Source organism: Aceticella sp. 75b-Ac (assembly GCF_056032965.2).
The window spans coordinates 37,141-62,641 of the sequence record NZ_CM190971.1 but is presented as its reverse complement, the minus strand read 5'-3'; the positions used below and the strand labels follow the sequence as shown (position 1 = coordinate 62,641).

The window sequence follows — 25,501 nt, the reverse complement described above, 5'->3', positions numbered from 1 at the left end:
CTAACTGCCTATTTGTCTATCTTTTATCCATTTTGCTCCATTTAAAAGCTGCTGCAATCTATTTTCTAACAGTTTTTGTGATTCTTCTGTGTTTTTATCTGACTTTATTCTTTTTTTATATTCAGGGAGTGCATATCCTATATTTTGCAGAAATCTTTTTTCATATCTCTTTTCTCCTTCAACCACAATGTAGTCAATACAGCCATCTTCAAAAAGTTTATAAAATTCCTCTTCTTTAAAACCCTCAATAAGATCTTTTGCTTTGTCTATAGCTTCCTTTTCAGTGAAAAGATAATTTTTTAAAAGTATTTGGATTCTTTCTTTTTCAAAAGTCAGCCTCATCTTGAGGTCATCGGGAAGTTTCCTTTTAAGCCACCGATCGATAATCCTTTCTGTCCTCTTAAAATTTCCTAAATACTCTTCCCTTACAATTTCCTCTGGAAGCTTGACATTCATAAATTCCATTTTCCCTTTCTCCTTCTATTTTAATAAATAATCATAATTTCCTATCAAATCTTATCCTCAAATTGAAGAATTGATGTGAATTTCTCAATAAAAGGCATTCCTGATGAAGTCAGTAAAAGCACCGATGTCACTCCAACTTCATTTACCGGAACAAATTCATATTCATTTCCCTTTTTTATACCATATCCGCTAAAGTCATGTATAATATACGGAATTCCATTTTCAGTTCCTATATATATCATAGCATGACCAGGCATATATATAGCAGCACCTGGTTTTACTTCATTAAAAAGTAGTATTCTATCCAGCACTTTTGTACCTTCTCCAAATTTATATGATAGACCTGCACTCTCTTCTTGTTGATTGGCATTCCTTGGAAGTCTAAATCCAAATGTCTTATATACATACATTATAAAGCTTGAGCAATCCCTTCCATTAAAGCTGTCACCCCAGCCATACCTATCACCAAGAAGTTTAAATGCCTGTCTTAAAATGTTAGCTCTCGTATATGGGAGGTAACCTATATTTACATCTTGCAACATTGATAACAATGCATCTTTAAATACAAGATTTCCATTAACATCTCTTTTAGGCAACTTAACAACGTGATTTCCAAATGTATTTTGATTACCTATACTTACAAGCTTATTATTTTCTAGAGGCATCCTTGTACCCATAGAAAATTTTAGTTCTGAAATGTCTTTATCTAATGGGTTAAATTGAGTCCTTATGCGATTACCTGTCACAACTATAAAATCCTTTATGTCTAAATAATCAAATATTTCCCTTTTGTCTTTGGCAATGGCTATATCATCTTTTTTAACCCATCCCCTGTAATTGTACATCTGCACAAAAAACCATTTATCATCATAACTTGTATGAAGTATAATAACAGGTTCTATTGCTTGACATCCCGTTTCTTGAAATCTATCAAATTCATTATCCCCTTTTATGCTATATATACCGGTATCTGTCGGAAATGTCCGTATGGAAGTATCTCTTACAGTTATCCCATATTTTACAGGGTTTATTTTTTTGATACCAACTAAATTTGTATTTTCTATTAAAGAATCGTAAAAATCTTTTGTCACGACATTTCCATTAGCAAAATATCTTTCTTTTGTAGGGACTTTGTATTCATTAATATACTCCATTAATTCATCTTTTGTAAGATTTTCTTTGTATTTTTCAAGATTATATACCCTATTAATTCTTTCTATTATCTTTTGATTAAATTTGCTTATCTCATTTTTCGTCATTATTACTTTATCGGCATCATGAATTTTTCCGATCCAGTAATCCGCATGAAGCATTTCATCTGTGGTTCCAGGTATATTATTGATAATACCACTCCTCTCACAAGATAGTTGGTTAGTAAAAAAATGAAATTGTAACCTTGATTGGAAGTAATGGCGCAGGGAAAACTACAACCCTTAAAACGATTTCAGGATTATTAAAAATATTTTTAATATCTTAATGACCTGTGTCCCAATCCAATCGCAGCTTCATTTAAATTCAACATGCCTACTGCAAAAAGCCCACAAACACATAGGTGTTCACCATAAAAGGCTATGCCAATCTTTCCGCCTATATTTAACCCCATAGCCTTATCTTTTATTTGCATTATCGCATCATGTGAAGCACCTGCGACAGCCCCTTCCCCTACATGGTTATCCTCTATAACACCCTCTCTTTTTGCAGCAACAACAGCCCTTTCTATTATCTTTGAAATAGAATTTATATATTCACCGCCATAATCAACAGCAGCAACCTTGATCCCCTGTTGTCTGAACCTTTCTTTTAATGTGATTTCATCTTCTCTGCTTGACATTGCCATACTAATAGCCACCCTTGCAATATCAATGCTTTTAATATTCTTCATATATTTTACCTCCAAAATATCTTTAATAATAATTGATACACAATAGGTATAAAGATGGCAGGAAGCATATTACCCACCTTTATTTTTATAATATTCAATATATTTAAAGAAATACCTATGATAAGAATTCCGCCAATAGCTGATATATCAACAATAATTGGTTTTGTCAAAAGTCCCTGAAGAAATGAAGAACCTATGGTTATTATACCCTGATATAAAAAAACAGACACCGAAGAAAGCACAACACCTATGCCAAATGTTGAGGCAAAAATTATAGCAGAAATACCATCCAGCATTGATTTTGCATACAAAATACTGTGATCACCCTGCAGCCCGTCTTTTAATGCACCAACAATTGACATTGCCCCAACACAGTAGATTAAACTTGTCGTAACAAATCCTTTACTTATATTTGAATCACTGCCATTGTTGGCAAATTTCTTCTCAATACTGTTGCCAAAATTATTAAGTAATCTTTCAATATCTATTGCTTCACCTATTATACAACCAATTACAATACTTATGATAACAAGCAGAAGATTTTTATATTTTAATGCATTATCCAAACCTATAACAAGGACACTTAGGGATAATCCCTGCATTATAATTTTCTTAAATCTATCAGATATACCTATTTTTAATAAAGTTCCAATTGTACCACCAATTATAATTGATACAGTATTCACCAATGTTCCAAGCATCATTTTTCCCTTTCTATGAATTTTTCTTTTGATACATGATCCTTAGCATAATAAAAAAGATACTGTTGTGCAAAGCCTGCAAGCTCTCTGAATTTTTCCTTTGCAAAATACTGAATATCCTTATTGGTTATCTTCTTTTTAAGATATAAAAATTCAACAGCCTTCTTTATCCAGACATCTACAGGAAAAACCTCATATCTGCCAATAGAAAACAAGATTACACAGTCTGCCACCTTTTCTCCAACGCCCTTAATTCTCATCAACAAATCTCTTATAAAATCAGTATCATAAAGCTGTAATTCAAAAAGATTTATTTCTTCATCAAATATTTTACTTGCTGCATCGATAATATATTTTGCCCTAAAACCACACTTACTGCTGTTTAAAATCTCTATATCAGAAACAATTATATCCTTAATCTTTGGAAACGTATAATACACACTATCCTTATAATAAACCGGATGTCCCAATGCCTTGCTTAAGTTTTCAATTATCTTTTTTATTTGAGATATTCTATTATTTTGAGATATTATGAAAGAAATCAAGGTTTCCCAAGTATCCTGTCTTAGTATCCGTATACCTTTACCATATTTAATAGCTTCCTTCAAGACCTCATCCTGCGATAAAATATCTTTTATCCTTCCATAATCCCTTCCAAGGTCAAAATAGTCAAACCATATATCATTAAAATCTGACAGATTTGTATTATCTATGATTAAAATATCCCCGTCCAATTTCACATTTATAACCCTGTCAAAAGCTACACCTGTATAACTTCCATCTTTTTCTTCATTCCATCTAAAACATTGTCCACACTCAAATGTTTCTCTCAAATTAAAATCCCTGATTCCATGAACAATAACCTTTGTCCCTGTCATCTCAACTAAATATTTCATTCTCCTCACCCACATTTTTAGGTTTTTTATACTGCATTTAATATAATAATATTTATTTTGGTCTATGAATATTATTATATTATTTTTAATAAATAAAATAAAGTACTTAGCCCTATAAATTATAAATATATTATATTCTTTTTCCTGTATTTTTTGACATTCAATGACCTGACAAAAATTACTACATTAATAACATTAAGAGAAGTCATGTATTCAACCTCTTTTCTCACATATTTAATTACTTTAAGCAGTACAGGTCTTAAAAGTACACCATAATCTATTATCAGGTCAATTTTTATTATAACACCTTCAGGATAATTTTCCGTTATTATTTTGTTAATTTTATATATCTCTTTAAATTTTTTAGCTTCATTTAATACAATACAATTAATCACATTTTCAGAAATCGTATATTTACCAAGATAACTGAAATTTGGTCTGATAACTGTTTTATCTAAATCTATTTCTCTGTTCCGCCTAAAAATCCTTAATGGATCAATGAAATATCCGGAAAACTGCTTTTTTACTTCAAACGCAGGTACAGGTATAATATGCTTTCCTTCAATGTCACGTTTTCTTTTTGCAATATCGATTTCCTCTGGTGAAACAACCTCTTCAATGTATATTCTCTTGCTTACAGGCGGTAACCCAAGTTTTAAAGCTATTTTATCAGTCATTTTATCGGATGTTCCTATTATCATAATTTTTTCGGGTTTTAATTCTTCTATGGATTTTTTTACCTTTTTTACATGCTCCGGATCTAAAAAAATTGCCCTTCTAATTGCAGCGATTTTAGTCTGCTCCTTTTTGGCAGATAACCCTGATAATATACGATTTTCATAAATTAATAATCCATCATCAATTATAAATTTTATATTATATTTACCTGCAACAATTGATGCATGATGACTTTTACCAGTTCCACTTTCACCAACAAATGAATATACTTTCAAAAAACTTTACCTCCAAAATCATATTTAATTTAATTATATGGTATCACAAAGACATTTTTCAATAAGAAAATGAAAATAAAAATGAAATGCTAAAAATAGATAGAATGGGATATATTTAGAAAAATAAATGGATGTTTCTTATCCATTTATTTTTCTTCTGTACTGTTTTTAAATAAATCTTCTTCATTTAATCTGTAAGATACTGTCAATAAACTATCGCTTAAATGGACATTTTCCAATATAACATCATCAGGTACCCGCAAATCAATAGGAGAAAAATTCCATATGGCTTTAATTCCGTTTTTTGTAAGCCTATCTGCTATTTTCTGTGCATTGTCCTTAGGAATACAAAGTATAGCTATATCGATATTATTATTTGAAATAAATTCATTTAGTTTATCAATGTCCATTATTTCAATATCTTTAATCTTTGTTCCGATTAAATCCGACTTAATATCAAATATGCCCTTTACTTTAAATCCTTTTCTTTCAAAATTTGTATATCTTGCAATTGCCTGTCCAAGATTGCCGGCACCTATAACTATTGTATTATATGTCCTGTCAAGCCCCAATATCTTTGATATTGTATTGTACAGTTCTTCAACATTATATCCATAGCCTTGCTGACCAAACCCCCCATAATTATTTAAATCCTGTCTTATTTGCGAAGCCGTAACCCCCATCTTTTCACTCAATTCTTTTGAAGAGATACGCTTTATATCATTCTTTAAAAGCTCTTCAAGATATCTGTGATATCTGGGAAGCCTCCTAATTACAGCCATAGAAACAATAGACTTTTTTGCCATAAAATCACCTCAGAAATATTTAGTATAAATGTATTATATTATTCTGTAAATTTTTTGTCAACTAATTTTTTGGCTCCCATTTATTATATTCCACATTCATAATAACTATATCAACTCTCCTGTTTAATTGCCTGTTTTTATCACTATCATTCGGAACTATCGGTCTATATTCACCATACCCGACAGCAGATATCCTCTCTGGATTTATCTTAACCTCATCTACAAGAATTTTCACTACATTGGTTGCTCTTATTACGGAAAGCTCCCAATTAGAATGAAAATTATTATTGTATATGGGAATATTATCTGTAAAGCCTTCTACCCTGATTTGATTTGGAAGAGTTTTTAACATATTCCCTAATTTAATTACCGTATCCTTTTCATTAAGATGCACATCTGCAGAACCGAGGTCGAAAAGAAGAGTATCCTGCAAACTAATAACAAGCCCTCTCTCGTTGATATAATCTGTAATCTTGCCTTGAAGATTATTTTCTTTAATAAAGGCATTAACCTGTTTTTCTACTTCCTTCAAATCATTCTGAACACCTGAAGTCCCTTTGTTTCCAAGGTCTCCCGGTACAACGCTCGTGCCGCTGTACCGTCCTATCGCATATTGAGAACCATCAAATGTTTTACTTAAAACATTTGCTATCTTTGCAAACTTTTCAGCATTTACCGAACTTATCGTATACATAACTATAAAAAAAATCATGAGCAATGTAATCATATCCGAATATGTAAGAAGCCACCTCTCTTTATTTTCCTTTTTATTCTCTTCAAGCTTTTTCATTTGCAATATCACTGTCCTTCATCCCGGTATTATCTTCTTTTTTAGCACTATCTGTTACAAAGGTGCGCAGTTTTTTCTCCAGTATCTTTGGATTTTCCCCAACCTGCAGCGATAAACTTCCCTCTAAAATAATTTCTCTTTCAGTCCTTTTTTTGTTTGCTCTGTTTTTTAATTTCTGCCCGATTGGCAGCCAAAAAAGATTTGCCGAACTAATACCATATAGTGTTGCAATAAATGCAGCAGCAATAGCAGGACCTAATTTATCAGGTTCGCTTAAATTACCCAAAACATGTACAAGTCCCGTAACCGTACCTATAATACCCATCGTAGGAGCATAACCTCCTGCCGCTTCAAAGATTTCTGCATCCATTTTCTGAGCATGGTCTTCAACATAAATTTTATTTTCCATAGTCGTTTTAATAAGCTCAATATCCGCTCCATCGACAACAAATTCGATACATTCTTTTAAAATAGGATCAAAATTTTTCATTTCTTCAGAATTTATTTCCTGTTCAAGGCTTAATAATCCTTCACTTCTCGCTTTTTGCGATAAATATACAAAGTATTTTATTATTTCATTATGGTGTTCCTTTTCTTCTTTAAAAGCAACGGCTATAAGACGTGGAAGTTTTAACATATCCTTCATCGAATATGAAACCATCGTAGCTCCTATCGTACCTCCAAAAACAATCAATGCAGCCGATACGGTTATTAATGACCCTAAAGTGCCGCCTTCAATGATAAACCCAAATATTACTGAACCAACACCAATGATAATTCCTAATAATGTGGCTAAATCCATATTTATCCCCTCTCAATAAGTCAATCTTATATATATATCGACAAAATCCATTTAAAAGTTAATACTTTAAAAAATCCTTTTTTTTTGATATATTAATATTATTGGAGGAGTTGCTATGCTTTGTATAACTGTTAATAATTTAAGCAAATCATATGGTATTAATAGAATTTTACATGATATTTCTTTTGTTGTTAATGAAGGTGACCGCATAGGGGTAGTGGGTGAAAACGGTACCGGCAAATCGACATTATTCAAACTTTTGACTGGCGAGATAAAACCGGATTGTGGGAATATCTTTATGCCGCAGATTGTTATGGGTTATCTTGAACAAAACACAATTATTGATAGTGAAAAATCACTTTATGAAGAAGTAAAAAATGTTTTTGAATATATCTTTGAATTAGAAAATGATATAAGAAAATTAGAAAAAGAAATATCAAATACAAAAAATGAGGTATTGTTAAATAAACTCTTAGATGAGTATTCCTCACTTATGAGCAAATATAATAAACTTGATGGCTATTCCGTTGACAGCCGAATCAAGGGAGTATTAAAAGGTCTTGGTTTTTCCGAATCGCAATTCGATATGTCTGTGTCAAATCTAAGTGGGGGGCAAAAAACCCGCCTTATGTTAAGCAAAACTTTATTAAAAAATCCAGATGTACTTCTTTTGGATGAGCCAACAAACCATTTAGATATATCTTCAATTGAATGGCTTGAACAATATTTAAGATTTTATAAGGGAACTGTTATGGTTATTTCCCATGACAGATATTTTCTTGACAGGATAGTAAACCGGATTTTTGAAATAGAAAACAAAACATTAAAGGAATATGCGGGAAACTACTCTGAATATTTAAGAAAGAAAAACGATGAAATAAAAATACAGATGAAGGCATATGAAAATCAGCAAATGGAGATTAAGCGAATACAAGAAATGATAATGATTCAAAAAAACAGAAGACGTGAAAAATCTGTTAAAATGGCTGAAAACAAGCAAAAAATGCTTGACAGAATGAAAAAAATAGAAAAACCTCTAATTAACAATAACGCAATAAAAATAAATTTTGACTTCGATGAAAAAAGTGGAAACGATGTGTTAAGTGTCAGAAATCTTTCTCTAAGATTTGATCATCATATATTTCATAATGTTTCTTTCGATATCAAAAAGGGAGATAGAATTGCAATCCTTGGTCCTAACGGTATTGGAAAAACCTCTCTTTTGAAAATTTTATTGGGCATAATTGACAATTATGAAGGAAGTGTGGTATGGGGTACAAATGTAATAACAGGTTATTATGACCAGCAATTATCCAATCTCAATAATGGCAAAACTATTATTGATGAAATCTGGGATGAAAATCCACATCTCACGCAAACAGAAATAAGGACACTTTTAGGTTCGTTTTTATTTTCAGGTGATGATGTTTTTAAAATAATTAGTAAATTAAGCGGCGGAGAAAAAGCCAAGGTTTCATTATTAAAGCTTATATTATCAAAATCAAATTTTCTTTTGATGGATGAACCTACAAACCATTTGGATTTGAAATCAAAGGAGGTACTTGAGAAAGCTTTGTTGGATTACAGGGGAACCTTATTATTCGTTTCACACGACAGGTATTTTATCGATACAATTGCAACAAAAATCTTCGAGCTTAAAAGTGAGGGTATTACCAAATACTATGGAAATTATTCCTATTATTTGGAAAAGAAAAATGAAACAACAAATGTTGAAGATAAAATTAAAAGTAAGACAAAAACACAACTAAAAAACGAAAAATATCGGGAAAGATTAAGTCGTCAGCAGGAAAAAAAGCAAAAAGAATACATTAAAAATTTAGAAAATAATATTATAGAAATTGAAGGCAAAATAAAAGAACTTGAAGAAAAAATGTGCGATCCAGAAATTTATAAAAATGGTGAAATTATTAAAGCACAGTCGGACTACAAGGATTTAAAAGAGTTGTTAACTTCCCTTTATAAAGAATGGGAAGATTTATGCTGTTAAACCGCTTAATCTCCTCTTTGCCTTCATTTTATACCCTTATCCGATTGCCTGTCAATACACTTTTGTATTAAATCCATAATCACCTCTGCAAGTTTTTCCTCATCATGCCTTATAAAATTCTGTTTGATTGCAACTACATCCTTCTCGATTATTTTTATTCCAAGTGAATTAAGTTTATCTTTATCATATGTGACTGGTTGTGCCATATCCTCACTGTAACGTGTTCTGTATTCATAAGGTATTTTACCACAGTTAACAATAATATAATCAAGGGATTTAAGTCCGTGAGAAAAAAGAGCTTTAACATGGTCATATGCATCAAGAGATGTTGTTTCGCCTGGTTGTGTCATAATATTACATACATATATTTTTACTGCTTTAGAAATTTCAATTGCATCGCATATTTCATCAACCAATAAATTAGGAATAATGCTTGTATACAAACTGCCGGGTCCCAGTACTACAGCATCTGCTCTTATAAGTTCAAGAAGGACATCTTTGACAGGTTTTACATTGGGAGGCTCTAAATAAATTCTTTTAATTGGGCTTTTCTCTATTAATTGCCTCTTTGGTATTTGAGATTCTCCATTTATAACTGTGCCATTCTCCAATACCGCTTTGAGCCTTACATTATTAAGTGTTACAGGCAACACCTTGCCTGATACAGCTAATACATCACTCATCTTTTTTACAGCTTCTTCAAAATTATCTGAAATTCCATTCATCGCTGCTAAAAATAAATTCCCGAAACTCTGACCCTTTAACATCCCTTCGGTAAACCTGTACTGCAAAAGCTTTTCCATTGTAGGTTCCGTATTTGCAAGTGCAAGTATACAATTTCTTATATCACCGGGAGGCAGCATACCAAGGTCCTGCCTTAATATACCTGAACCGCCTCCATCATCTGCAACCGTTACGATTGCTGTCAAATTATTGGTATGTTTTTTTAGTCCCCTCAACATCGTGGAAAGACCAGTACCTCCACCTATTACAGCTATTTTATACCCATCCATAATATTACTCCTCTCCTATATCACGATGGTCTACTACGACTGAATACCCTCTCTCCTTTAAAATTTCATATAAAGCATTTACAATAGTTATAGACCTGTGCTTTCCACCCGTACATCCTATTGCAATGACCAACTGAGATTTTCCTTCCCTTATATAGAAGGGTAATAAAAACTCGATCATGTCGTCAAGCTTATTCAGAAATTCTTTTGCTTCATCCCATTTCATAACATAATCTCTAACTTTTGCATCATTACCTGTCAGGGATTTTAATTCATTTATATAGTACGGATTAGGCAAAAATCTTACATCAAATACCAAGTCGGCATCCAGAGGAATTCCATATTTATAGCCAAAAGACATCACATTAACAATAATACCTTTAAATTTCCTACCCTCTAAAAATATATTAAAAAGTTCTTGTTTTAACTGTGCTGCTGTGAGATTTGATGTATCTATTATGCTGTTTGCCATCCTCCTGATATCTTCAAGTTTTTGCTTTTCATCATTTATGCCGGTAATTATTCTCCCACCGTCAGACAATGGGTGTTTTCTCCTTGTTTCTTTAAATCTTTTTATCAACACTTCGTTAGAGGCTTCCAAAAATATAATCTCATAATCATATTTATTCTTTTTTAGGTATTCAAGTGCAGAAAAAATATCCTTGAAAAGCTGACCTCCCCTCAAATCCATACCCAAAGCTACCTTATCAATATTTTTTGATTCGTAAAATAAATCCGCCAATTTAGGTATAAGTGCTGGAGGAAAATTATCTATGCAAAAAAAACCGATATCCTCCATTGCTTTCAAAGCTTGGCTTTTCCCAGCACCAGATAAACCTGTTATTATTACAAATCTCATTTCAATTCCTCCTTCGCATTTATTATATCTTTTATCAATAAACCAGCTTTTTCTGCAATATTAATGCCACGCTTAAAATCCCCAACCCGAGCCGGTGTATGTGCATCACTATCTATTACAAACCTTGCACCTGCTTCTTTAGCTATTTTAGCATATTCAGAGGTTATATAACCATGCCCTGAGTTTATCTCCAATGCTGTACCCTTTACGACAGCAGCTTCAGCTAATCTTTTTGTATCAATATCCACCTTAGCACCCGGATGTGTAATTATATCTATTTTGTATTTATTTATTGCTTTTATGATTGCATCTGTATTTTGCTCCCTTATAACAGGTCTTAATGCTTTTACAAAATACCCAAGTGTATTTTTCCCAAACAAATTTATGCCACTGTAAAAATCTTTTGGCAAAACACCCGTATGATATCCAAGTAAAAGTATATCGAGATATTTCATTAATTCATCCGGTACATCTATATCTCCTTCAAGGCTTATAAGATTAGCCTCTACCCCCATTAAAACTTTTATCTGCGGATATTTCTCATTAATCCTATATATTTCGTCACGTATTTTTCTGAAATTTTCTTTTTTGATTCCAAATAATATATGATTTGGTCCATGGTCAGTAATAGCAATTTCTTCTATACCTTTTTCTAAGGCTGCTTTTACGTTATCTTCTATAGTTCCTTTACCATGACTATATATTGTATGTGTATGATAATCTGCAAATATTTTCATATCCTTATTCCACCTATTGCTCTCCAACAATCTTAACCTCTGGTACAAGCTGAACCCCGAATTTTTCTTTTACTTTATTTTGTATATACTTAATAAGATTTAATACATCTTCAGCAGTAGCATTTCCTTTATTTATAATAAATCCGCAGTGTTTCTCCGACACCTGTGCATCACCTATAGAATAACCCCTTAATCCGGCATCCTGAATTAATTTGCCTGCATAATTTCCATGGGGTCTTTTAAATATACTTCCAGCGCTTGGATATTCAAGCGGCTGTTTTTCTTTTCTCATGTTATTTAACTCATTCATCCTTTTTTTTATAACATCATACTCTTCTTTATGTAATCTAAGCCATGCCCTGACTGCTATTAAATTATCATTTTGAATAATACTATTTCTATAAGAAAAAGCCATTTTACCATTTTCAAGTATATGTATATCACCATTTGAATCTATAACCTCAACCTTTGTGATAACATCTTTTATTTCTGTCCCATATGCTCCGGCATTCATTGCTATTGCTCCTCCAATAGTACCCGGAATACCGCTGGCAAATTCAAATCCTGCTAAACCATGTGAAAGTGCGGCATTTGCAATGGCAGAAAGTAATGCACCGGTTTCTGATATGATTATTATATCATCAACCATAATATTTTTAAGTGCGGTTAATTTTATAACAACTCCTCTTATTCCCTTATCCAGAACAAGTAAATTTGTTCCATTACCGATAATTAAATAAGGCATATTATTACTTCTGATTATATTTATAACATCAATAAGCTCCTTCCTGCTCCGTGGTATTATTAAAATATCAGCCGGTCCCCCTATCCTCAAAGATGTATGTTTTGACATAGGTTCATCTTTAAAAATGCCTCCATCTGAAACAATATTTTTTAATTTCTCATAAAAATTTTCCACATTATCCCTCCAAAATATAAGCAAATTATTCCATCATAATATTTTATCCTTTATATTTTATTTTAATTCCTTCTATAAAATAGTATAACACTTTTTTTATTTACAAGACATAAAAATAATAGAGAGGCAATTTCCCTCTCTCAAACATTATAACAAATCTTAAATCTTTTACTTACACAGCCTTCTGAATCATAAACACTTACAACTGCCGTACATTTTTTAATTTTAATTTCACAGTTGCAATCCCTGCAAAAAAACAGGTTATTACCTATTTTGCCCACGTTTGTGCTCTTACAATTAGGGCATTCCATATACCTCACCTCTCTACCTTGCGGCTTTAAACATCTAAGCCTCAAGGCATTCGAAACTACTGATACAGAGCTTAATACCGTTATAGTCTTTATACCTTATTAAAGATAAGTATGTTTAATTGATTTCATGCTAACATTCTGACTATTTATTAACTTAATTCAGATTATAGTTCTTTGGATTATATTATACCATATATAATATAATCCGGTATAATATCGAATTTAACTGAATTATTCAATATTATTTGTTTATCTTGAATTTTTATGTTTTTACTCGATATTTCTAATCATATCCTCATTTTTCATTTTTTTTGTTATAATTTTATAAATCTATTCACTGCTTTGTGTAAATAATCTCTCTCAACTTTTTTATTGCCCTATTTTTGAGTTTTACAATGCTCTGATAATGCAAACCCATTTCTTTTGCAATATCAGCCATTGAAATTCTTTCAAAATAGTGTAATAATATGATTTTTTTCTGCTTTTCTGTTAATTTTCCAAATGCAATTTTTAATTCACTTTTAAGTATATTATTTATTATGGTTTCTTCTATTGAAAGTCCTTCATTTTTTATCAAATCTATTATTTCTGTATCACAATCATCAGTTGATTTTTCATTTAAGGACAAGGCATTTATCCTGCACCTTGCTTTATTTCTATAAAAAAATCTTAGCTGGACATTTAGATATCCTAAGAAATCCTTTCCTTTTTTCGGGTCAAATTCTTTTATACATTCCATTATTCTGACCCTTCCGTCTTGAAGCATATCGTTAAAATCATCATAAGGAAATTTATTGGCAAGTGATATCAATAATGGATTAAATCTTTTTATTATCTCTTCTACACTTTCTTTATCTCCCTTCTTTGCATTAAAGCACAGTTCATTAAAACCAATCATAACTTACACCTCACGTTATAGTGAGGACCGGTCCTTTTCAGTGCGGCACTGTGCTTTAATTTTATACGGAGATATTCTTTATGTTAAATCATGACTTAATCTCATTCTTTCAACAAATAATACTGAATTATACTAATTCATGATTATTTTCATTAAAAATATAAAAATTCAGATATTGACTATTATAAAGTACCAATATATTTTCCATTTTAACATAAATGCAAAGAGAGACAGCTGCTGACTATCTCTCTTTTTGATATGTTCCAACTATTATAGGCTGTTTGAAGTTTGAGAATTACTTGTCGTATTGGCTTTGTTGAAATTATTTTTATCGGTTTTTAAATAATTTAGTATATCTTGCTCCTGCTGAGCGGTGATTTTATTATCTTTTACGGCTTGGTCAAGAGCTTTTTTAAATCTATCATCTGCATTTTTATGCATTTTCATCCCAAATAAACCGCTAAGCTCTTTAGGATAACCCTTGCCATCCCATTTATTAACCTTGTCTGTGAAATTTTTAATCATTGTATTTGCTTTATCTTGCGCCAATTTGCCGTCTTGTACCCTTTGGTTTATTTTTGCTGTAAAATCTTTAATAAGTGTCTGTTTTTTCTGATCAAGGGTCATGTTATTGAAATCCTTAATCTTTTGTTCTGCATCATTAATCTTTGTCAACATTTTATTTTCCTCATCCTGACTTATTTTGCCTGCGTTGAATTTTTCAGTTATTTTTGACTTGAGGTCTTCCAATCTTTTAATCGGATCACCCTTTTGGAAAATACCTTGATGTTTCATATTGGCATTTGCATTTGGTGTAGCTGTCGTAGCAGCAAATGCTGTGGCTGTCAATAACATTACGCCTATGACCGATGTGGCAATAATTTTTTTCGGATTCATATGATTTTTTACCTCCTTTTAATTTTTTGTTACATTCTTATTATATCCATAGTTTATGTCAAAATTATGTCCTATCCTTTAATAAACTGTAAAATTTTTATTAAAAATCTTGCTCGAAGTTAATAAGGGTATAACTTATACCCTTATTAAAACCTCTTGAACATTGCTCTCAAATATTTTTTTAATTTTTTCCAAAAATTCTGTTTCACATGCCTTAGTACCGCACAGCTTTTTATCAAGAACATCATCATTATATTTGTATCCCTGTAATACATATCTCTTTGCAGGTGACAGCCACTTAGAAATTGAGATAAAATCTTCTATGCTGAGAATTTTTTCATTAACTGTTGTCCTGAATTCATATCCTTTACCGGAATTTTTTATAATCTCAACACTTTGTTTTACATTACTTATATCCGACTCATTATTTGAAAAAAATCCATATTTGTTTAGCGGTGCTTTTATATCCATGGCTATATAATCAATCAAATCTTCATTAATCAATTCCTTTAATTTTTCGGCTCTTGAACCGTTAGTATCGAGTTTTACGCAAAGGTCCAATGCCTTTACTCTTTCTATAAAGTTTTTTAATCCTTCCCATAAGGTCGGTTCACCGCCTGTTATACAAATACCGTCAATACGTCCTTTTCTGTTTTTTAAGTATTTAAAAATGTCCGTTTTATCACAAATCCCTTCCTTTACTGATATAAGAGAACTATTATGACAATAAGGGCATCTAAAATTGCAGCCACTTACGAAAACTGTGGCTGCAATCTTACCCGGATAATCAATAAAAGATACAGGAATAAAATCATATATCATACGATAAATTCCTTCCTGTCTTGAAATTCTTTTCGCTTTCCTTCATTCCAATTTCTAACAGGTCTGTAATATCCCACAACACGGCTGTAAACCTCACAATCTTTTCCGCAGTATGGGCATTCAAAATGCTCCCCGGATATATATCCATGGTCTGTACATATGGAAAAGGTTGGCGTTATCGTATAGTAAGGTATTTTATAATTATATGCTATTTTCTTTACAAGTCCTTTGCAGGTATTTATATCATCTATCTTTTCACCGATAAATCCATGCAGTACAGTACCGCCTGTATACTTGCACTGCAATTCTTCCTGCAGGTCAAGAGCTGTAAATATATCCTCTGTAAAGTCTACTGGAAGTTGTGTTGAATTCGTATAATATGGTGTATCTTTTCCACAAGTTATTATATCCGGATACAATATCCTGTCTTTTTTTGCAAGCCGGAAGGAAGCACCTTCTGCGGGAGATGCCTCAAGGTTAAACAACAAATCTGTTTCTATTTGATATTCCTTGAGTTTGTCTCTCATAAAATCAAGCGTTTCAAGAGCAAAATTCTTTCCTTCATCGCTTGTTATATCTTTACCCATAAAGTTTAACAATGCCTCATTCATCCCAACAAGACCAATCGTATTAAAATGATTCTGCCAGTAAAGACCGAATCTTTTTTTCACATCTCTCAAATAATACTTAGCATATGGATAAAGACCCGAAGATGTCATTTTTTCTAAAACTTCTCCTTTAATAATAAGGCTTGTTTTTGCAATATCCATAAGTCTTTCTATTCGTTCAAGAAATTCTTTTTTTGTATTTGATAAATAGCCTATCCTTGGCATATTTAATGTGACAACACCTATTGAACCGGTAAGGGGATTTGCGCCAAAAAGACCGCCTCCCCGTTTTCTTAATTCTTCATTGGAGAGCCTGAGCCGACAGCACATTGACCTGACATCATCAGGCTTCATATCGCTGTTGATGAAATTACTGAAATATGGAAGTCCATATTTTGCAGTCATCTCCATTATTTTATCAACGACAGGTCTATCCCAGTCAAATTCTCTGACAAGATTATATGTTGGTATTGGAAATGTAAAAATTCTCCCATTAGCATCACCTTCCATCATAACCTCTGCAAACGCAAGATTCAGCATCTCCATTTCTTTTTGAAAGTCCTTGTATGTTTTATCCATCAATTTTCCGCCGATAATTACCGCTTCATCTTTTAGTGATGTTGGTGCCACCAAGTCTAATGTGATATTACTGAAGGGCGTTTGAAAGCCTACCCTTGTCGGAACATTTATATTGAATATAAATTCCTGAAGGGCTTGTTTAACCTCATGATATTTAAGGTTGTCATAATATATAAAAGGTGCCAAATATGTATCAAAATTAGAAAATGCTTGAGCGCCTGCCGCTTCTCCCTGAAGTGTATAAAAAAAATTAACAATCTGACCCAGCGCCGTTCTAAAATGTTTTGGCGGCAAACTTGCTACCTTCCCTTCTACTCCTGTGAATCCGGAAACCAGTAAATCCCGCAAATCCCATCCGCAACAATATACCGATAAAAGACCTAAGTCATGTATATGAAAATCCCCGTTAATATGAGCATTCCTAACCTCTTCAGGATATATCTTGTTCAACCAGTATTGAGCAGTTATAGTACTTGATATATGATTATTCAACCCCTGCAGTGAATAACTCATATTGCTGTTTTCATTTACTCTCCAGTCCAGCTTGCCAATATATTCATCTACCATTTTTTCAATATCCATAAACATATTTTTTATATTTCTCACATCGGAGCGCTGTTTACGGTACAAAATATATGCTTTTGCAGCTTGGCTCATTCCATGTTCAATAAGTTTTTGTTCGACAATATCTTGAATCTCTTCAACAGTAGGTGTTTTGTCCTTAAAATTTTCCCATAAATAATCTGTTACCTCTTGTGAAATATTTAATGCTTCATCAAACGTTGAAGAACCTACTGCTTTAAATGCCTTAAATACAGCATTTGCAATCTTTAAGCTATCAAAATCAACTTCCCTTCCATCTCTTTTAATAACTTTCATAATTTTTTTCCTCCTCTTTAATCAAAAGCCGATTTTTTTCTTTTTTTAATTAAATATCTATCTTAAAGAGTGAAATATTAAAATAACTAAATATTGTATGTTTTAATAAATCATCATCAATATATAGTATAAACCAAGATAATCTTAATGTCAATGTCATAAATTGTTTAATCAAAAACAAATAAAATATGCAGTAAATGCATCAAAACCTTATGTTTTTGTACTGCATTTACTGCATATTCCATAAAAATTTAATTCTCCATAATAAATATCAAAATTATACTTTTTCCTAATTTCGACAATCTCCTCTATTAGGCGTGCATCAAAATATTCATCAATGCTGCCGCATTTATTACAAATTAAATGAATATGGATTTTTTTCTTGCTAAACATCTTTAATTCATAATATTTAGTATCTTTTATTGTATTTTCTGATAAAATATCCTTTTGTATTAAAAGTTTCAAATTCCTGTATAAAGTCGCTATCCCATATCGGGAATTGATTTTTCTAACAGCATTAAGCAATGCTGTGAAATCAAAATGTAAATTGGGATTATCCAAAAACACATCAAGTAAAAGCTCGCGCTCTTTTGTTATCTTTATACCGTCCGCTTTTAATACCTTTATTATGGTATTTTTAATATCATTTTTCATCGAAAAATCACCAAATTTTTTGACATATGTATATTATTAGTATAAAGTATTTTAATCATATGTCAATAATTATTTTTAAAAGGACAATCCCTTTTTCCATAATAAGTATCTTTTATACATTAATATTCTCAACTTCTTCTGCAATGTGGGACCATGACCTTTTGACAAAAACCATCTTTAAATTACGCTTTTTGCCCTCTTTCTTGATTATATTAACAATCTCATGTTTTACATAATCAATAAAGACAAAAACCGTATCCACATCACAGGGTATTCCGCCTTCAATTTCACGTTTTTTTCTTCCTGTAATATGTTTAACAATCTTGTAACCGTTTTTCTCTAAATTTCTGTATATATTTCCCAATTTGTCACCACCTATAATCATGGCAGACATATCTTACACCTCCTTTAAGTAAATTTTCTCCTCATTAATCATTTTCATACCTTCATAAAACATCAGTTTATCTCAGCTTCTTATATTAATTTATCTTCAGCAATTTGCTTATAATTATTATTAAAACAACATTAGCTGCATCCCTTATTTTTTTACTTATTAAAAAAACAGCTTTTATTTTTATTAAGTGTCATCTTTTTTATAATTATAACACTAAATAAAAATAAAAGCAAGCAAAAATTAAAATTTTTTTATTTTTTTCATAAAAAAATTTATATTTATTTAAAAATAAATATAAACCACCAAAGTAAAATTGTCAATAGCATTAAATTAATATATGTATTATTACTGATTGATTTGTGATAATGTCTTGATATACCACTTTAAATCAGAGATTTGTATGCATTTTGGTGCGCAGACATTTGTGAGACATTTGGGGACGTGACATTTTGTCCCCTTCTGTCTCTATGTGGATTTATATGAGATGGCATGTAAATGGCATACCGGAATACATGCCTTGCAGTTTTGACATTCATCAGCATCTATATAAGCAATGCCGTTTTCTATTTTTATTGCTTCAAAGGAGCACATTCTCAAACATTTTCCACATCCGACACAAATTTCAGCATTAATTATGGGTTTGCTAAGTTTTACATAATTTGTTGTATCTATATCTGCAGATTGTCCATTGCTTTCTATAAATTCAGACATATTTACCTCCAAAAAATTATAGTATATGTGAAAAATTAAAGCTATTATATGATGATTGATGAACTTGTTGTTAAATATGATATCCTGTTTCTTAGAATATTTTTTAATATTGCGTATTCCTCAACACCAGTACAATGACCTGTGTATATTTTTTCCATATTATATTCTTTTAAATTCCGGGCAATATCTTCAACCTCTGAAGAAGCCATTCCCTTCAAATGAAAGCCCCCAATAAGTGATTTTATCTTGAATGCATTTGTCAAGTGAAAAATACTCCAAATTTCAATCGAATTTTCCTCCACTTAGTGGATAAAAAATCAAGCAATATTCTGACTTTTTATCCATTCCTCCGTTTCTTTAAGTCTATATGAATTTCCATTCATATTTACTAAATAGGCTTTATGTGTTAGTCTATCTACCATCGCTGCTGTCATAACTGGGTCTTGGAATATTTCAGCCCACCTTTCAAATGATAAGTTTGTTGTTATTATCGTTGATTTTCTTCCTGCTCTTAATGATAAGTTTGTAAATAAAAGCTCAGACCCTTCTTTATCAAACGAGATAAACCTGAGTTCGTCTGCTATTACAATGTCGTATTTCGCAAATTTGTTTTCAAAAGTGTGTAATGTTCTCTCTGACCTACTTTCTTTTAATTGATTTATTAAAGTTGGAATTGTTGTAAATAGTACTCTTAATCCTGCTAAGCAAGCTTTTATGCCTAATCCTATTGCTATATGCGTTTTGCCTGTGCCTGGATTTCCAGCAAGTATTACATTTTGTCCATTCTTAATAAATTCAAGTGAACTTAATACCTTTAATTTTCTATTCGCATCATCTGGTAGATACTCTACTTTTAGGTCTTCTAGATATTTTTTGTATGGAAAATTAGCTAGTCTTATACGATTTTCTTTCGCATGTTCCTGTCTTAGATCATATTCTTTCTGGAGCAATCCGTATAAGTATTCTTCATAGCTTATATCTCTTGATGCAGCATCTTTTGCATCTTCTCCAAAATATTTCTTTATCCCTGGTAGTTTTAAGCTTGTTGCAAATTGTTCTATTTCTTTTGATATTTCTTTTTTATTCATTTAAATGACGGCCTCCTCTTTGAAATTTTCGGCCTCTTTAGGTATTAAATTGCCGAATTCTTTCAGCATTTCTTTTGATTTATCTTCTATTTCATTATTTGTTTTTGTCTTTTCTATATATTCATCAACCTTTCTTTCACATATTATTTTTATTTTATCTGTTGTAATTTCAATTGGATCTATTTTTCTTAATTTCTCAATAGCATCAAGTTTTTTTTGCATACCTACTATACCTACATATTGCAAGAGATTTATGAATTCTTTCTCTCTGGTGGTATAATAGGTACTGTAGATATTTTGTAACCTTGGGTCTGCCTGTTTAAGCGCTGTGCTTGATGGCAGTGCCCCAGGTTTTTTCTTTAGTGTATTCAAGTAGTGCTCTATTTTTATTGACCATTCGTTGAATCCGTATATTCGCTCATGTTCGGCAATTTTTGCATTGTCATAATAGCAAAGTATTTTATGCGAATATATTTTTGTAAATATGATTTTACCGACATATGCATCTGGTACAGAATAATGACATGAGTCTACAACTATTGTTGAATATTTATCTGCACGCAGGTCTTCACATCTTGCTGCATCAAATGGTGGTAATTGCGGCAATAAATACGACCTTTCTTCTTCAAGTATCTCTACAGGTGTTTTGTTGTCTTTTAAAGGATTTTTTGTATTATTCAGTTTTTTACATACTTCATAAAGATAGTTATTAGCTTCTTCCAATGAGTCAAAGTAGTCTTTATTAGAAAATGCCTTTCTTCTTATAAATTCTACGCTTCTTTCAACGTGTCCCTTTTCATTGCCTCGATATGTATTGCAAAATCTAAATTTAAAGCAATAATATATTGATAGTTTTAAAAGTCCTTCTGTTGGTTCTTTTTCACTCCTTCCTACAAATTTTTTAACCATAACTTTGGCGTTGTCATATACTACAGTATTATAAACGCCTTTTATATCTTCAAAGAATGATGCATGTGCTTCTTGAAAGCATGAAGTATCTTGTTTGGGAAAAAGTTTTGCAAATCTGTAATTACCTTTGGCACTTGTAAATACCGCCATCTGAAATGTTTTTAACTCGCTTTTAATAAATAATTTGACTTCGCCCCAGTCGAATTCACACACATCTCCAAGTTGATATTCCGCCTTTATATATGCTTCTTTTTGCTCATTTAATATCTTATTTATTGCTTGGCAGACCGACGTGTAACCAATGTCATAACCTTCTTCTTTTAATGAATTATATATATCGATTTTCTTTTTTTGTTGTTTGGCTTGTCCCAAATATCTTTTTTGTTCATTTTCTCTAAGATAAAACTTTATTCGATTTATCACTTCCTCAGTTAATTTTCTTTTATGCCTGTTTTTAATGTTGTACTTAGGCTTTTCAATTATGTCATCAATAATCTCTTGAATATCGGCATTTCCATCTATTTTCCCTTCATTTATCAAGTCCCTTCTCTTTTCTTCATATTTTTTAATATATTTTCTGATAACTTTTCTATCGATACCAGTTTCTCTAGATATCTGTCTTTGAGATTTACCATCTCTAATATATGATAAAATTATTTCTTGTTTGTCTAACAATGATATCAACTCCACCGCTCCCTCATGATCTTATTTCATGAGAGAAATTTTATCTTAATGTGGGGGATTTTTCAACTGGAATACTGGGGTACTTTTAGTGTAACATAGACACTTTGAAACCTTCAAATCTTTTTTTTGCGGTATGCAAAATATTTAAAATACCTGCATGAGAACACCCTGTAATTATATTTATTGCATTTCCTTCTTTGACAACGACAAATACCTCATCTTCAAATTTATCCATTAATTTTTTATTGTTTTTTTCAATAAGAAAATGCTTTGTGGTAAAATCGTTATTATATTCAATGTTTGTATCGGTAACCACGTAGAAATCCTTTTCTATCTCCTTGTCTTCAGAAATTAATATGAAATTTTCTTTATTTTTTTCATATAGAGAAATATCAAAGCCAATTTCCTCTATATTGCCGCTTTTTCTTTCGATATATTTTTTGCTAAGAATTTCGTTATTAGCATAAATATGTACATTCCTATTCTCATCAATAAGCTTTTTAAGCCCTCCAACATGGTCATAATGTCCATGTGTCAACACGACCTTTTTAATCTTCTTTAAATCGATCCCCATTAACCCGGAATTTTTCATGAAATTATCACTTTGACCGGTATCTATTAAAACCTCTGCATTATCTTTTTTAACAAGCAATGAAAGACCATGTTCAGCAACAAAACCTTTTTTATAAACGAGATTTTCAATCAAAACCTGAATTTCCATTTCTCCGCTCCTTTTCGCTTAAATCTTTATACTGCTCATTTCTTTTAGAAATGAGCAGTATAATATTTATTAATCTTCACAATGTCCTTCATGTTCATGTTTTTCACATGCGCTTCCGGTTGAAACAAGTGTTCCATCTATATATCTTTTTATTACCTCATCTGTATTACCTTCTGCACCTGTTATAACATCTATACCAAAATTATTAAACAATTCAATTGCACTGCCTCCCATACCACCTGCAATGACACAGGATATACCCTTATCTCTTAAAAACTCAGGCAAATATCCGGGTCTGTGACCTGGATTGGGAACAAAATTCGAGCTTTTTATCTGCTTATTCTCAATATCATATATCATAAAACCTTCACAGTGCCCAAAATGCATTGATACACTATTCCCTTCTGCTGCAATTGCTATTTTCATACACAAACATCTCCTTTTTTAAAATAATTTTCTATTTTATTCCATATATCAATAATCTGATTATATGCCGTACTTTCCTTATATTCTGATAAATTTTTTAACCTTTTAAGAGATTCCACTACAGCTTCATCAAAGTCTATTTTCCCAACAACTGTAATATTATTTTCCCGACAATAATTTTGTATTTTTTCTGTTACCTCTTCATTTAAATCCCATTTGTTTATACATACGAAAGAAGGAATTTTAAACTTCTCAACCACCGATAATACCCTTTTCATGTCTTCAAACCCCGACATGGTCGGCTCAGTTACTATCAAAGCAGCATCAGTACCGGTTGCAGATGCAAGTACCGGACATCCTACACCCGGCATTCCATCTATTATCATATAACTGCTTTCACCCTTTAATTCCATGGCTTTTTTCCTTACCTCTGTTACTAACTTACCTGACCCATCTGCCCCGGGATACAGCAGTGCATAAACAATCTTTTCTCCGTTTTTAATTTTTGATACTATAACTTCACCTGTTTTTTCATCCTCCATCTTTATAGCCCCAACAGGACATTTATACATACAAAGTCCGCAGCCTTCGCAGTATAAAGGATTAACCTTGAAATCTGATATAGCATCAAACCGGCAGAGTTCTTCACATAACCCACATTGTACACATTCATTGCTGTCAATTACAGCGGATTCCTTGCCATAAAAATCTTCTTTTTTAATAATTTCCCCTTGCAAAACAATATCAAGATTCGGTGCTTCAACATCACAATCGGCCATAATTTTATTTTTAACAACTGTACTTAATGTTGTTGCAACAGTGGTTTTGCCTGTACCGCCCTTACCGCTTAATATTACTATCTGTTTCATCTTTTAATCAGCTCCATTACTTGTCCAGATAACTGTTTGAAATTATCTTTGATTTCTTTGTCAAAATCCACTAATAATTTGCCTTTTGAATAAGCCTTAGCAATCTCCTTTTTGAAGGGAATTTTCATTAAAACATCTATATCCTGTTCCTTACAATATTTCTCAATAATTTCGTCTTCGCCACCCGATTTATTTATAACAACTGCCATTGGCAAATTCATGGATCTGACAAGTTCTACCGCAAGCTTAAGGTCATGAAACCCGTAAGGTGTTGGTTCAGTTACAAGAATACACATGTCGCTGTTATCAATAGAATTTATTACTGAGCAGGAGGTCCCCGGTGAACTGTCAACTATAACAATTTTATCATTATATGAATTTATTATTTTTTTTATCTCTTTAAGTATGGGTACCCCTATTGCTTCACCTATATTTAGTTTGCCTTCGATAAAATCAACACTGCCTGATTTGCCTATCCTTATACCGCCAATTATTTTGTCCTTTTCAATTATAGCATTATGCGGACACATTTCAAAGCAGGCTCCGCAGGAATGGCAAAGGTGATCAAACACAAGGATTCTTTTACCGATATGTGCCAAAGCCCCAAATCTGCATGCTTTTGCACAATCGCCACATAAGGTGCATTTGCTGTAATCTATCTCAGGTATTTTTATCTTAACCGGTATTTCCTCTCTAATATCGGGAATTAAAAACAGGTAGCCGTTCGGTTCTTCCACATCGCAATCTGCATATACACTATTGTCAATTACCTTGGCAAGATTTACCGCAACGGTTGTCTTACCTGTACCGCCTTTCCCACTCAGTACGGAAATTTTCACATTCCTCATTATTAATTCCTGCCATGAAGCCCTTTATTTGTAGGCTCTGATATTTTTTCCAAAAGACCTTTATTAAAGTGCTCGACAGCTTCTTTAATACTAACATTTGATGCCTTGTACACTGGTATATTTGCAGCAACTAATACATCCATGGCATTTGGACCGACATTGCTTGATATAACAGCCTCAACACCTTTGTTAACCAGCTGCTGCGCTGCTTCTGTCCCTGCTCCGCCGCTTTTTGCGGCAGCACTATTCTTTATTGCTTCATACTCCATTGTTTTGTTATCAACAATTATAAAGTATTCTGCACGTCCAAACCTTGTATCCATTTTGGAATCAATTGAACTGCCTTCTGAAGAAACTGCAATTTTCATAATA

The 25,501-nt window shown here is 31.9% G+C and carries 30 protein-coding genes and 1 pseudogene; 2 read left to right on the top strand and 29 right to left on the bottom strand.

All coding sequences use genetic code 11. From position 1 onward, the window contains the following. Nucleotides 1–465, bottom strand: a complete 465-nt coding sequence (locus AC0LWJ_RS00340; RefSeq protein WP_474237223.1) for a hypothetical protein — start codon at nucleotides 463–465, stop codon at nucleotides 1–3. Nucleotides 466–509: 44 nt separating this feature from the next. Beyond that, on the bottom strand, nucleotides 510–1,778 hold the full coding sequence (locus tag AC0LWJ_RS00335; RefSeq protein WP_474237224.1) for an SH3 domain-containing protein: 1,269 nt from the start codon (nucleotides 1,776–1,778) through the stop codon (nucleotides 510–512). Between the two features lie 65 nt (nucleotides 1,779–1,843). Between AC0LWJ_RS00335 and AC0LWJ_RS00330 the strand changes: the two are divergent. Beyond that, a pseudogene (locus tag AC0LWJ_RS00330) lies at nucleotides 1,844–1,924 on the top strand (ATP-binding cassette domain-containing protein); the annotation flags it as partial. Nucleotides 1,925–1,930: 6 nt separating this feature from the next. Here AC0LWJ_RS00330 and AC0LWJ_RS00325 read toward each other — a convergent pair. The 7 genes from AC0LWJ_RS00325 to AC0LWJ_RS00295 form a co-directional block, all read right to left on the bottom strand. Further along, nucleotides 1,931–2,347, bottom strand: a complete 417-nt coding sequence (locus tag AC0LWJ_RS00325; RefSeq protein ID WP_284679652.1) for a HutP family protein — start codon at nucleotides 2,345–2,347, stop codon at nucleotides 1,931–1,933. A 5-nt stretch (nucleotides 2,348–2,352) separates the two neighbouring features. After that, entirely contained in the window at nucleotides 2,353–3,048 is a 696-nt protein-coding gene (locus tag AC0LWJ_RS00320) for a DUF554 domain-containing protein (protein ID WP_474237322.1), read from the bottom strand. Next, entirely contained in the window at nucleotides 3,048–3,944 is an 897-nt protein-coding gene (locus AC0LWJ_RS00315; protein ID WP_474237225.1) for a DNA-3-methyladenine glycosylase family protein, read from the bottom strand. Before AC0LWJ_RS00315 ends, AC0LWJ_RS00320 begins: the two co-directional genes overlap by 1 nt. Before the next feature lie 119 nt (nucleotides 3,945–4,063). Further along, entirely contained in the window at nucleotides 4,064–4,897 is an 834-nt protein-coding gene (locus AC0LWJ_RS00310) for an Asp23/Gls24 family envelope stress response protein (RefSeq protein ID WP_284679654.1), read from the bottom strand. A 146-nt stretch (nucleotides 4,898–5,043) separates the two neighbouring features. Further along, entirely contained in the window at nucleotides 5,044–5,703 is a 660-nt protein-coding gene (locus AC0LWJ_RS00305; protein ID WP_284679655.1) for a redox-sensing transcriptional repressor Rex, read from the bottom strand. Between the two features lie 61 nt (nucleotides 5,704–5,764). After that, nucleotides 5,765–6,493 carry an OmpA/MotB family protein gene (locus tag AC0LWJ_RS00300; RefSeq protein WP_474237226.1) on the bottom strand — a complete coding sequence of 243 codons (729 nt, stop codon included), beginning with the start codon at nucleotides 6,491–6,493 and terminating at the stop codon, nucleotides 5,765–5,767. Beyond that, on the bottom strand, nucleotides 6,480–7,295 hold the full coding sequence (locus AC0LWJ_RS00295; protein WP_474237227.1) for a flagellar motor protein: 816 nt from the start codon (nucleotides 7,293–7,295) through the stop codon (nucleotides 6,480–6,482). The genes AC0LWJ_RS00300 and AC0LWJ_RS00295 overlap by 14 nt, the downstream gene beginning before the upstream one ends. A gap of 115 nt (nucleotides 7,296–7,410) precedes the next feature. Here AC0LWJ_RS00295 and abc-f point away from each other — a divergent pair, with 115 nt between their 5' ends. Beyond that, on the top strand, nucleotides 7,411–9,303 hold the full coding sequence (abc-f, locus tag AC0LWJ_RS00290; protein WP_474237228.1) for a ribosomal protection-like ABC-F family protein: 1,893 nt from the start codon (nucleotides 7,411–7,413) through the stop codon (nucleotides 9,301–9,303). A 23-nt stretch (nucleotides 9,304–9,326) separates the two neighbouring features. Here abc-f and mgfK read toward each other — a convergent pair whose 3' ends face one another. From mgfK to AC0LWJ_RS00190, 20 genes are all read right to left on the bottom strand, one after another. Beyond that, on the bottom strand, nucleotides 9,327–10,316 hold the full coding sequence (gene mgfK, locus AC0LWJ_RS00285; RefSeq protein WP_474237229.1) for a gluconeogenesis morphogenetic factor MgfK: 990 nt from the start codon (nucleotides 10,314–10,316) through the stop codon (nucleotides 9,327–9,329). A gap of 4 nt (nucleotides 10,317–10,320) precedes the next feature. Further along, on the bottom strand, nucleotides 10,321–11,175 hold the full coding sequence (gene rapZ / locus AC0LWJ_RS00280; protein WP_284679660.1) for an RNase adapter RapZ: 855 nt from the start codon (nucleotides 11,173–11,175) through the stop codon (nucleotides 10,321–10,323). Next, nucleotides 11,172–11,912, bottom strand: a complete 741-nt coding sequence (locus tag AC0LWJ_RS00275) for a PHP domain-containing protein (protein ID WP_474237230.1) — start codon at nucleotides 11,910–11,912, stop codon at nucleotides 11,172–11,174. The genes rapZ and AC0LWJ_RS00275 overlap by 4 nt, the downstream gene beginning before the upstream one ends. Nucleotides 11,913–11,925: 13 nt before the next feature. Next, the gene (murB, locus tag AC0LWJ_RS00270; protein WP_474237232.1) at nucleotides 11,926–12,831 is read right to left on the bottom strand and encodes a UDP-N-acetylmuramate dehydrogenase; all 906 of its coding nucleotides are present in this window, start codon (nucleotides 12,829–12,831) and stop codon (nucleotides 11,926–11,928) included. A gap of 140 nt (nucleotides 12,832–12,971) precedes the next feature. Continuing rightward, entirely contained in the window at nucleotides 12,972–13,142 is a 171-nt protein-coding gene (locus AC0LWJ_RS00265; protein WP_474237233.1) for a YrzR-like zinc ribbon domain, read from the bottom strand. Nucleotides 13,143–13,476: 334 nt separating this feature from the next. Continuing rightward, entirely contained in the window at nucleotides 13,477–14,040 is a 564-nt protein-coding gene (locus tag AC0LWJ_RS00260) for a sigma-70 family RNA polymerase sigma factor (protein ID WP_474237234.1), read from the bottom strand. Between the two features lie 270 nt (nucleotides 14,041–14,310). Next, nucleotides 14,311–14,937 (bottom strand): hypothetical protein, encoded by a 627-nt coding sequence (locus AC0LWJ_RS00255; RefSeq protein ID WP_474237235.1) that lies wholly within the window; start codon nucleotides 14,935–14,937, stop codon nucleotides 14,311–14,313. 135 nt (nucleotides 14,938–15,072) lie between these two features. After that, on the bottom strand, nucleotides 15,073–15,759 hold the full coding sequence (locus AC0LWJ_RS00250) for an anaerobic ribonucleoside-triphosphate reductase activating protein (RefSeq protein WP_474237236.1): 687 nt from the start codon (nucleotides 15,757–15,759) through the stop codon (nucleotides 15,073–15,075). After that, nucleotides 15,756–17,825 carry a ribonucleoside triphosphate reductase gene (locus AC0LWJ_RS00245; protein ID WP_474237237.1) on the bottom strand — a complete coding sequence of 690 codons (2,070 nt, stop codon included), beginning with the start codon at nucleotides 17,823–17,825 and terminating at the stop codon, nucleotides 15,756–15,758. The genes AC0LWJ_RS00250 and AC0LWJ_RS00245 overlap by 4 nt, the downstream gene beginning before the upstream one ends. A gap of 210 nt (nucleotides 17,826–18,035) precedes the next feature. Further along, a complete protein-coding gene (locus tag AC0LWJ_RS00240) occupies nucleotides 18,036–18,479 on the bottom strand; it encodes a Fur family transcriptional regulator (protein WP_474237238.1) in 444 nt (147 codons plus the stop codon). A 112-nt stretch (nucleotides 18,480–18,591) separates the two neighbouring features. Further along, on the bottom strand, nucleotides 18,592–18,873 hold the full coding sequence (locus tag AC0LWJ_RS00235; RefSeq protein WP_474237239.1) for a DUF2325 domain-containing protein: 282 nt from the start codon (nucleotides 18,871–18,873) through the stop codon (nucleotides 18,592–18,594). Between the two features lie 465 nt (nucleotides 18,874–19,338). Next, nucleotides 19,339–19,584: a DUF362 domain-containing protein gene (locus AC0LWJ_RS00230; protein WP_474237241.1), complete on the bottom strand. Its 246-nt coding sequence runs from the start codon at nucleotides 19,582–19,584 to the stop codon at nucleotides 19,339–19,341. 44 nt (nucleotides 19,585–19,628) lie between these two features. Then, entirely contained in the window at nucleotides 19,629–19,802 is a 174-nt protein-coding gene (locus AC0LWJ_RS00225; protein ID WP_474237242.1) for an MBL fold metallo-hydrolase, read from the bottom strand. Nucleotides 19,803–19,901: 99 nt separating this feature from the next. Beyond that, nucleotides 19,902–20,672, bottom strand: a complete 771-nt coding sequence (istB, locus tag AC0LWJ_RS00220; RefSeq protein ID WP_474237243.1) for an IS21-like element helper ATPase IstB — start codon at nucleotides 20,670–20,672, stop codon at nucleotides 19,902–19,904. Further along, entirely contained in the window at nucleotides 20,673–22,256 is a 1,584-nt protein-coding gene (istA, locus tag AC0LWJ_RS00215) for an IS21 family transposase (protein WP_474237244.1), read from the bottom strand. Between the two features lie 94 nt (nucleotides 22,257–22,350). Continuing rightward, nucleotides 22,351–22,986 (bottom strand): MBL fold metallo-hydrolase, encoded by a 636-nt coding sequence (locus AC0LWJ_RS00210; protein WP_474237245.1) that lies wholly within the window; start codon nucleotides 22,984–22,986, stop codon nucleotides 22,351–22,353. Nucleotides 22,987–23,055: 69 nt separating this feature from the next. Next, on the bottom strand, nucleotides 23,056–23,412 hold the full coding sequence (locus tag AC0LWJ_RS00205) for a NifB/NifX family molybdenum-iron cluster-binding protein (RefSeq protein WP_474237246.1): 357 nt from the start codon (nucleotides 23,410–23,412) through the stop codon (nucleotides 23,056–23,058). Continuing rightward, nucleotides 23,409–24,281, bottom strand: coding sequence for an ATP-binding protein (locus AC0LWJ_RS00200; RefSeq protein WP_474237248.1), 873 nt, complete (start codon nucleotides 24,279–24,281; stop codon nucleotides 23,409–23,411). The genes AC0LWJ_RS00205 and AC0LWJ_RS00200 overlap by 4 nt, the downstream gene beginning before the upstream one ends. Continuing rightward, on the bottom strand, nucleotides 24,278–25,129 hold the full coding sequence (locus tag AC0LWJ_RS00195) for an ATP-binding protein (protein ID WP_474237249.1): 852 nt from the start codon (nucleotides 25,127–25,129) through the stop codon (nucleotides 24,278–24,280). The genes AC0LWJ_RS00200 and AC0LWJ_RS00195 overlap by 4 nt, the downstream gene beginning before the upstream one ends. A 2-nt stretch (nucleotides 25,130–25,131) precedes the next feature. Further along, nucleotides 25,132–25,497 carry a NifB/NifX family molybdenum-iron cluster-binding protein gene (locus AC0LWJ_RS00190; RefSeq protein WP_474237250.1) on the bottom strand — a complete coding sequence of 122 codons (366 nt, stop codon included), beginning with the start codon at nucleotides 25,495–25,497 and terminating at the stop codon, nucleotides 25,132–25,134. Nucleotides 25,498–25,501 lie beyond the last annotated feature (4 nt).

Excerpts from the sequence above, each read along its gene's own strand:
- AC0LWJ_RS00340 (WP_474237223.1), bottom strand. The coding sequence starts at position 465 with ATGGAATTTATGAATGTCAAGCTTCCAGAGGAAATTGTAAGGGAAGAG.
- AC0LWJ_RS00275 (WP_474237230.1), bottom strand. The coding sequence starts at position 11,912 with ATGAAAATATTTGCAGATTATCATACACATACAATATATAGTCATGGT.
- AC0LWJ_RS00230 (WP_474237241.1), bottom strand. The coding sequence starts at position 19,584 with ATGTCTGAATTTATAGAAAGCAATGGACAATCTGCAGATATAGATACA.
- AC0LWJ_RS00245 (WP_474237237.1), bottom strand. The coding sequence starts at position 17,825 with ATGAAAGTTATTAAAAGAGATGGAAGGGAAGTTGATTTTGATAGCTTA.
- AC0LWJ_RS00325 (WP_284679652.1), bottom strand. The coding sequence starts at position 2,347 with ATGAAGAATATTAAAAGCATTGATATTGCAAGGGTGGCTATTAGTATG.
- AC0LWJ_RS00305 (WP_284679655.1), bottom strand. The coding sequence starts at position 5,703 with ATGGCAAAAAAGTCTATTGTTTCTATGGCTGTAATTAGGAGGCTTCCC.
- AC0LWJ_RS00255 (WP_474237235.1), bottom strand. The coding sequence starts at position 14,937 with ATGAATCCGAAAAAAATTATTGCCACATCGGTCATAGGCGTAATGTTA.
- abc-f (WP_474237228.1), top strand. The coding sequence starts at position 7,411 with ATGCTTTGTATAACTGTTAATAATTTAAGCAAATCATATGGTATTAAT.
- AC0LWJ_RS00200 (WP_474237248.1), bottom strand. The coding sequence starts at position 24,281 with ATGAAACAGATAGTAATATTAAGCGGTAAGGGCGGTACAGGCAAAACC.
- AC0LWJ_RS00295 (WP_474237227.1), bottom strand. The coding sequence starts at position 7,295 with ATGGATTTAGCCACATTATTAGGAATTATCATTGGTGTTGGTTCAGTA.
- AC0LWJ_RS00195 (WP_474237249.1), bottom strand. The coding sequence starts at position 25,129 with ATGAGGAATGTGAAAATTTCCGTACTGAGTGGGAAAGGCGGTACAGGT.
- AC0LWJ_RS00265 (WP_474237233.1), bottom strand. The coding sequence starts at position 13,142 with ATGGAATGCCCTAATTGTAAGAGCACAAACGTGGGCAAAATAGGTAAT.
- AC0LWJ_RS00190 (WP_474237250.1), bottom strand. The coding sequence starts at position 25,497 with ATGAAAATTGCAGTTTCTTCAGAAGGCAGTTCAATTGATTCCAAAATG.
- AC0LWJ_RS00335 (WP_474237224.1), bottom strand. The coding sequence starts at position 1,778 with ATGCTTCATGCGGATTACTGGATCGGAAAAATTCATGATGCCGATAAA.
- AC0LWJ_RS00320 (WP_474237322.1), bottom strand. The coding sequence starts at position 3,048 with ATGCTTGGAACATTGGTGAATACTGTATCAATTATAATTGGTGGTACA.
- AC0LWJ_RS00260 (WP_474237234.1), bottom strand. The coding sequence starts at position 14,040 with ATGATTGGTTTTAATGAACTGTGCTTTAATGCAAAGAAGGGAGATAAA.
- AC0LWJ_RS00315 (WP_474237225.1), bottom strand. The coding sequence starts at position 3,944 with ATGAAATATTTAGTTGAGATGACAGGGACAAAGGTTATTGTTCATGGA.
- AC0LWJ_RS00205 (WP_474237246.1), bottom strand. The coding sequence starts at position 23,412 with ATGAAAATAGCAATTGCAGCAGAAGGGAATAGTGTATCAATGCATTTT.
- AC0LWJ_RS00250 (WP_474237236.1), bottom strand. The coding sequence starts at position 15,759 with ATGATATATGATTTTATTCCTGTATCTTTTATTGATTATCCGGGTAAG.
- mgfK (WP_474237229.1), bottom strand. The coding sequence starts at position 10,316 with ATGGATGGGTATAAAATAGCTGTAATAGGTGGAGGTACTGGTCTTTCC.
- rapZ (WP_284679660.1), bottom strand. The coding sequence starts at position 11,175 with ATGAGATTTGTAATAATAACAGGTTTATCTGGTGCTGGGAAAAGCCAA.
- AC0LWJ_RS00235 (WP_474237239.1), bottom strand. The coding sequence starts at position 18,873 with ATGTCTGCCATGATTATAGGTGGTGACAAATTGGGAAATATATACAGA.
- AC0LWJ_RS00210 (WP_474237245.1), bottom strand. The coding sequence starts at position 22,986 with ATGGAAATTCAGGTTTTGATTGAAAATCTCGTTTATAAAAAAGGTTTT.
- AC0LWJ_RS00240 (WP_474237238.1), bottom strand. The coding sequence starts at position 18,479 with ATGAAAAATGATATTAAAAATACCATAATAAAGGTATTAAAAGCGGAC.
- AC0LWJ_RS00300 (WP_474237226.1), bottom strand. The coding sequence starts at position 6,493 with ATGAAAAAGCTTGAAGAGAATAAAAAGGAAAATAAAGAGAGGTGGCTT.
- istB (WP_474237243.1), bottom strand. The coding sequence starts at position 20,672 with ATGAATAAAAAAGAAATATCAAAAGAAATAGAACAATTTGCAACAAGC.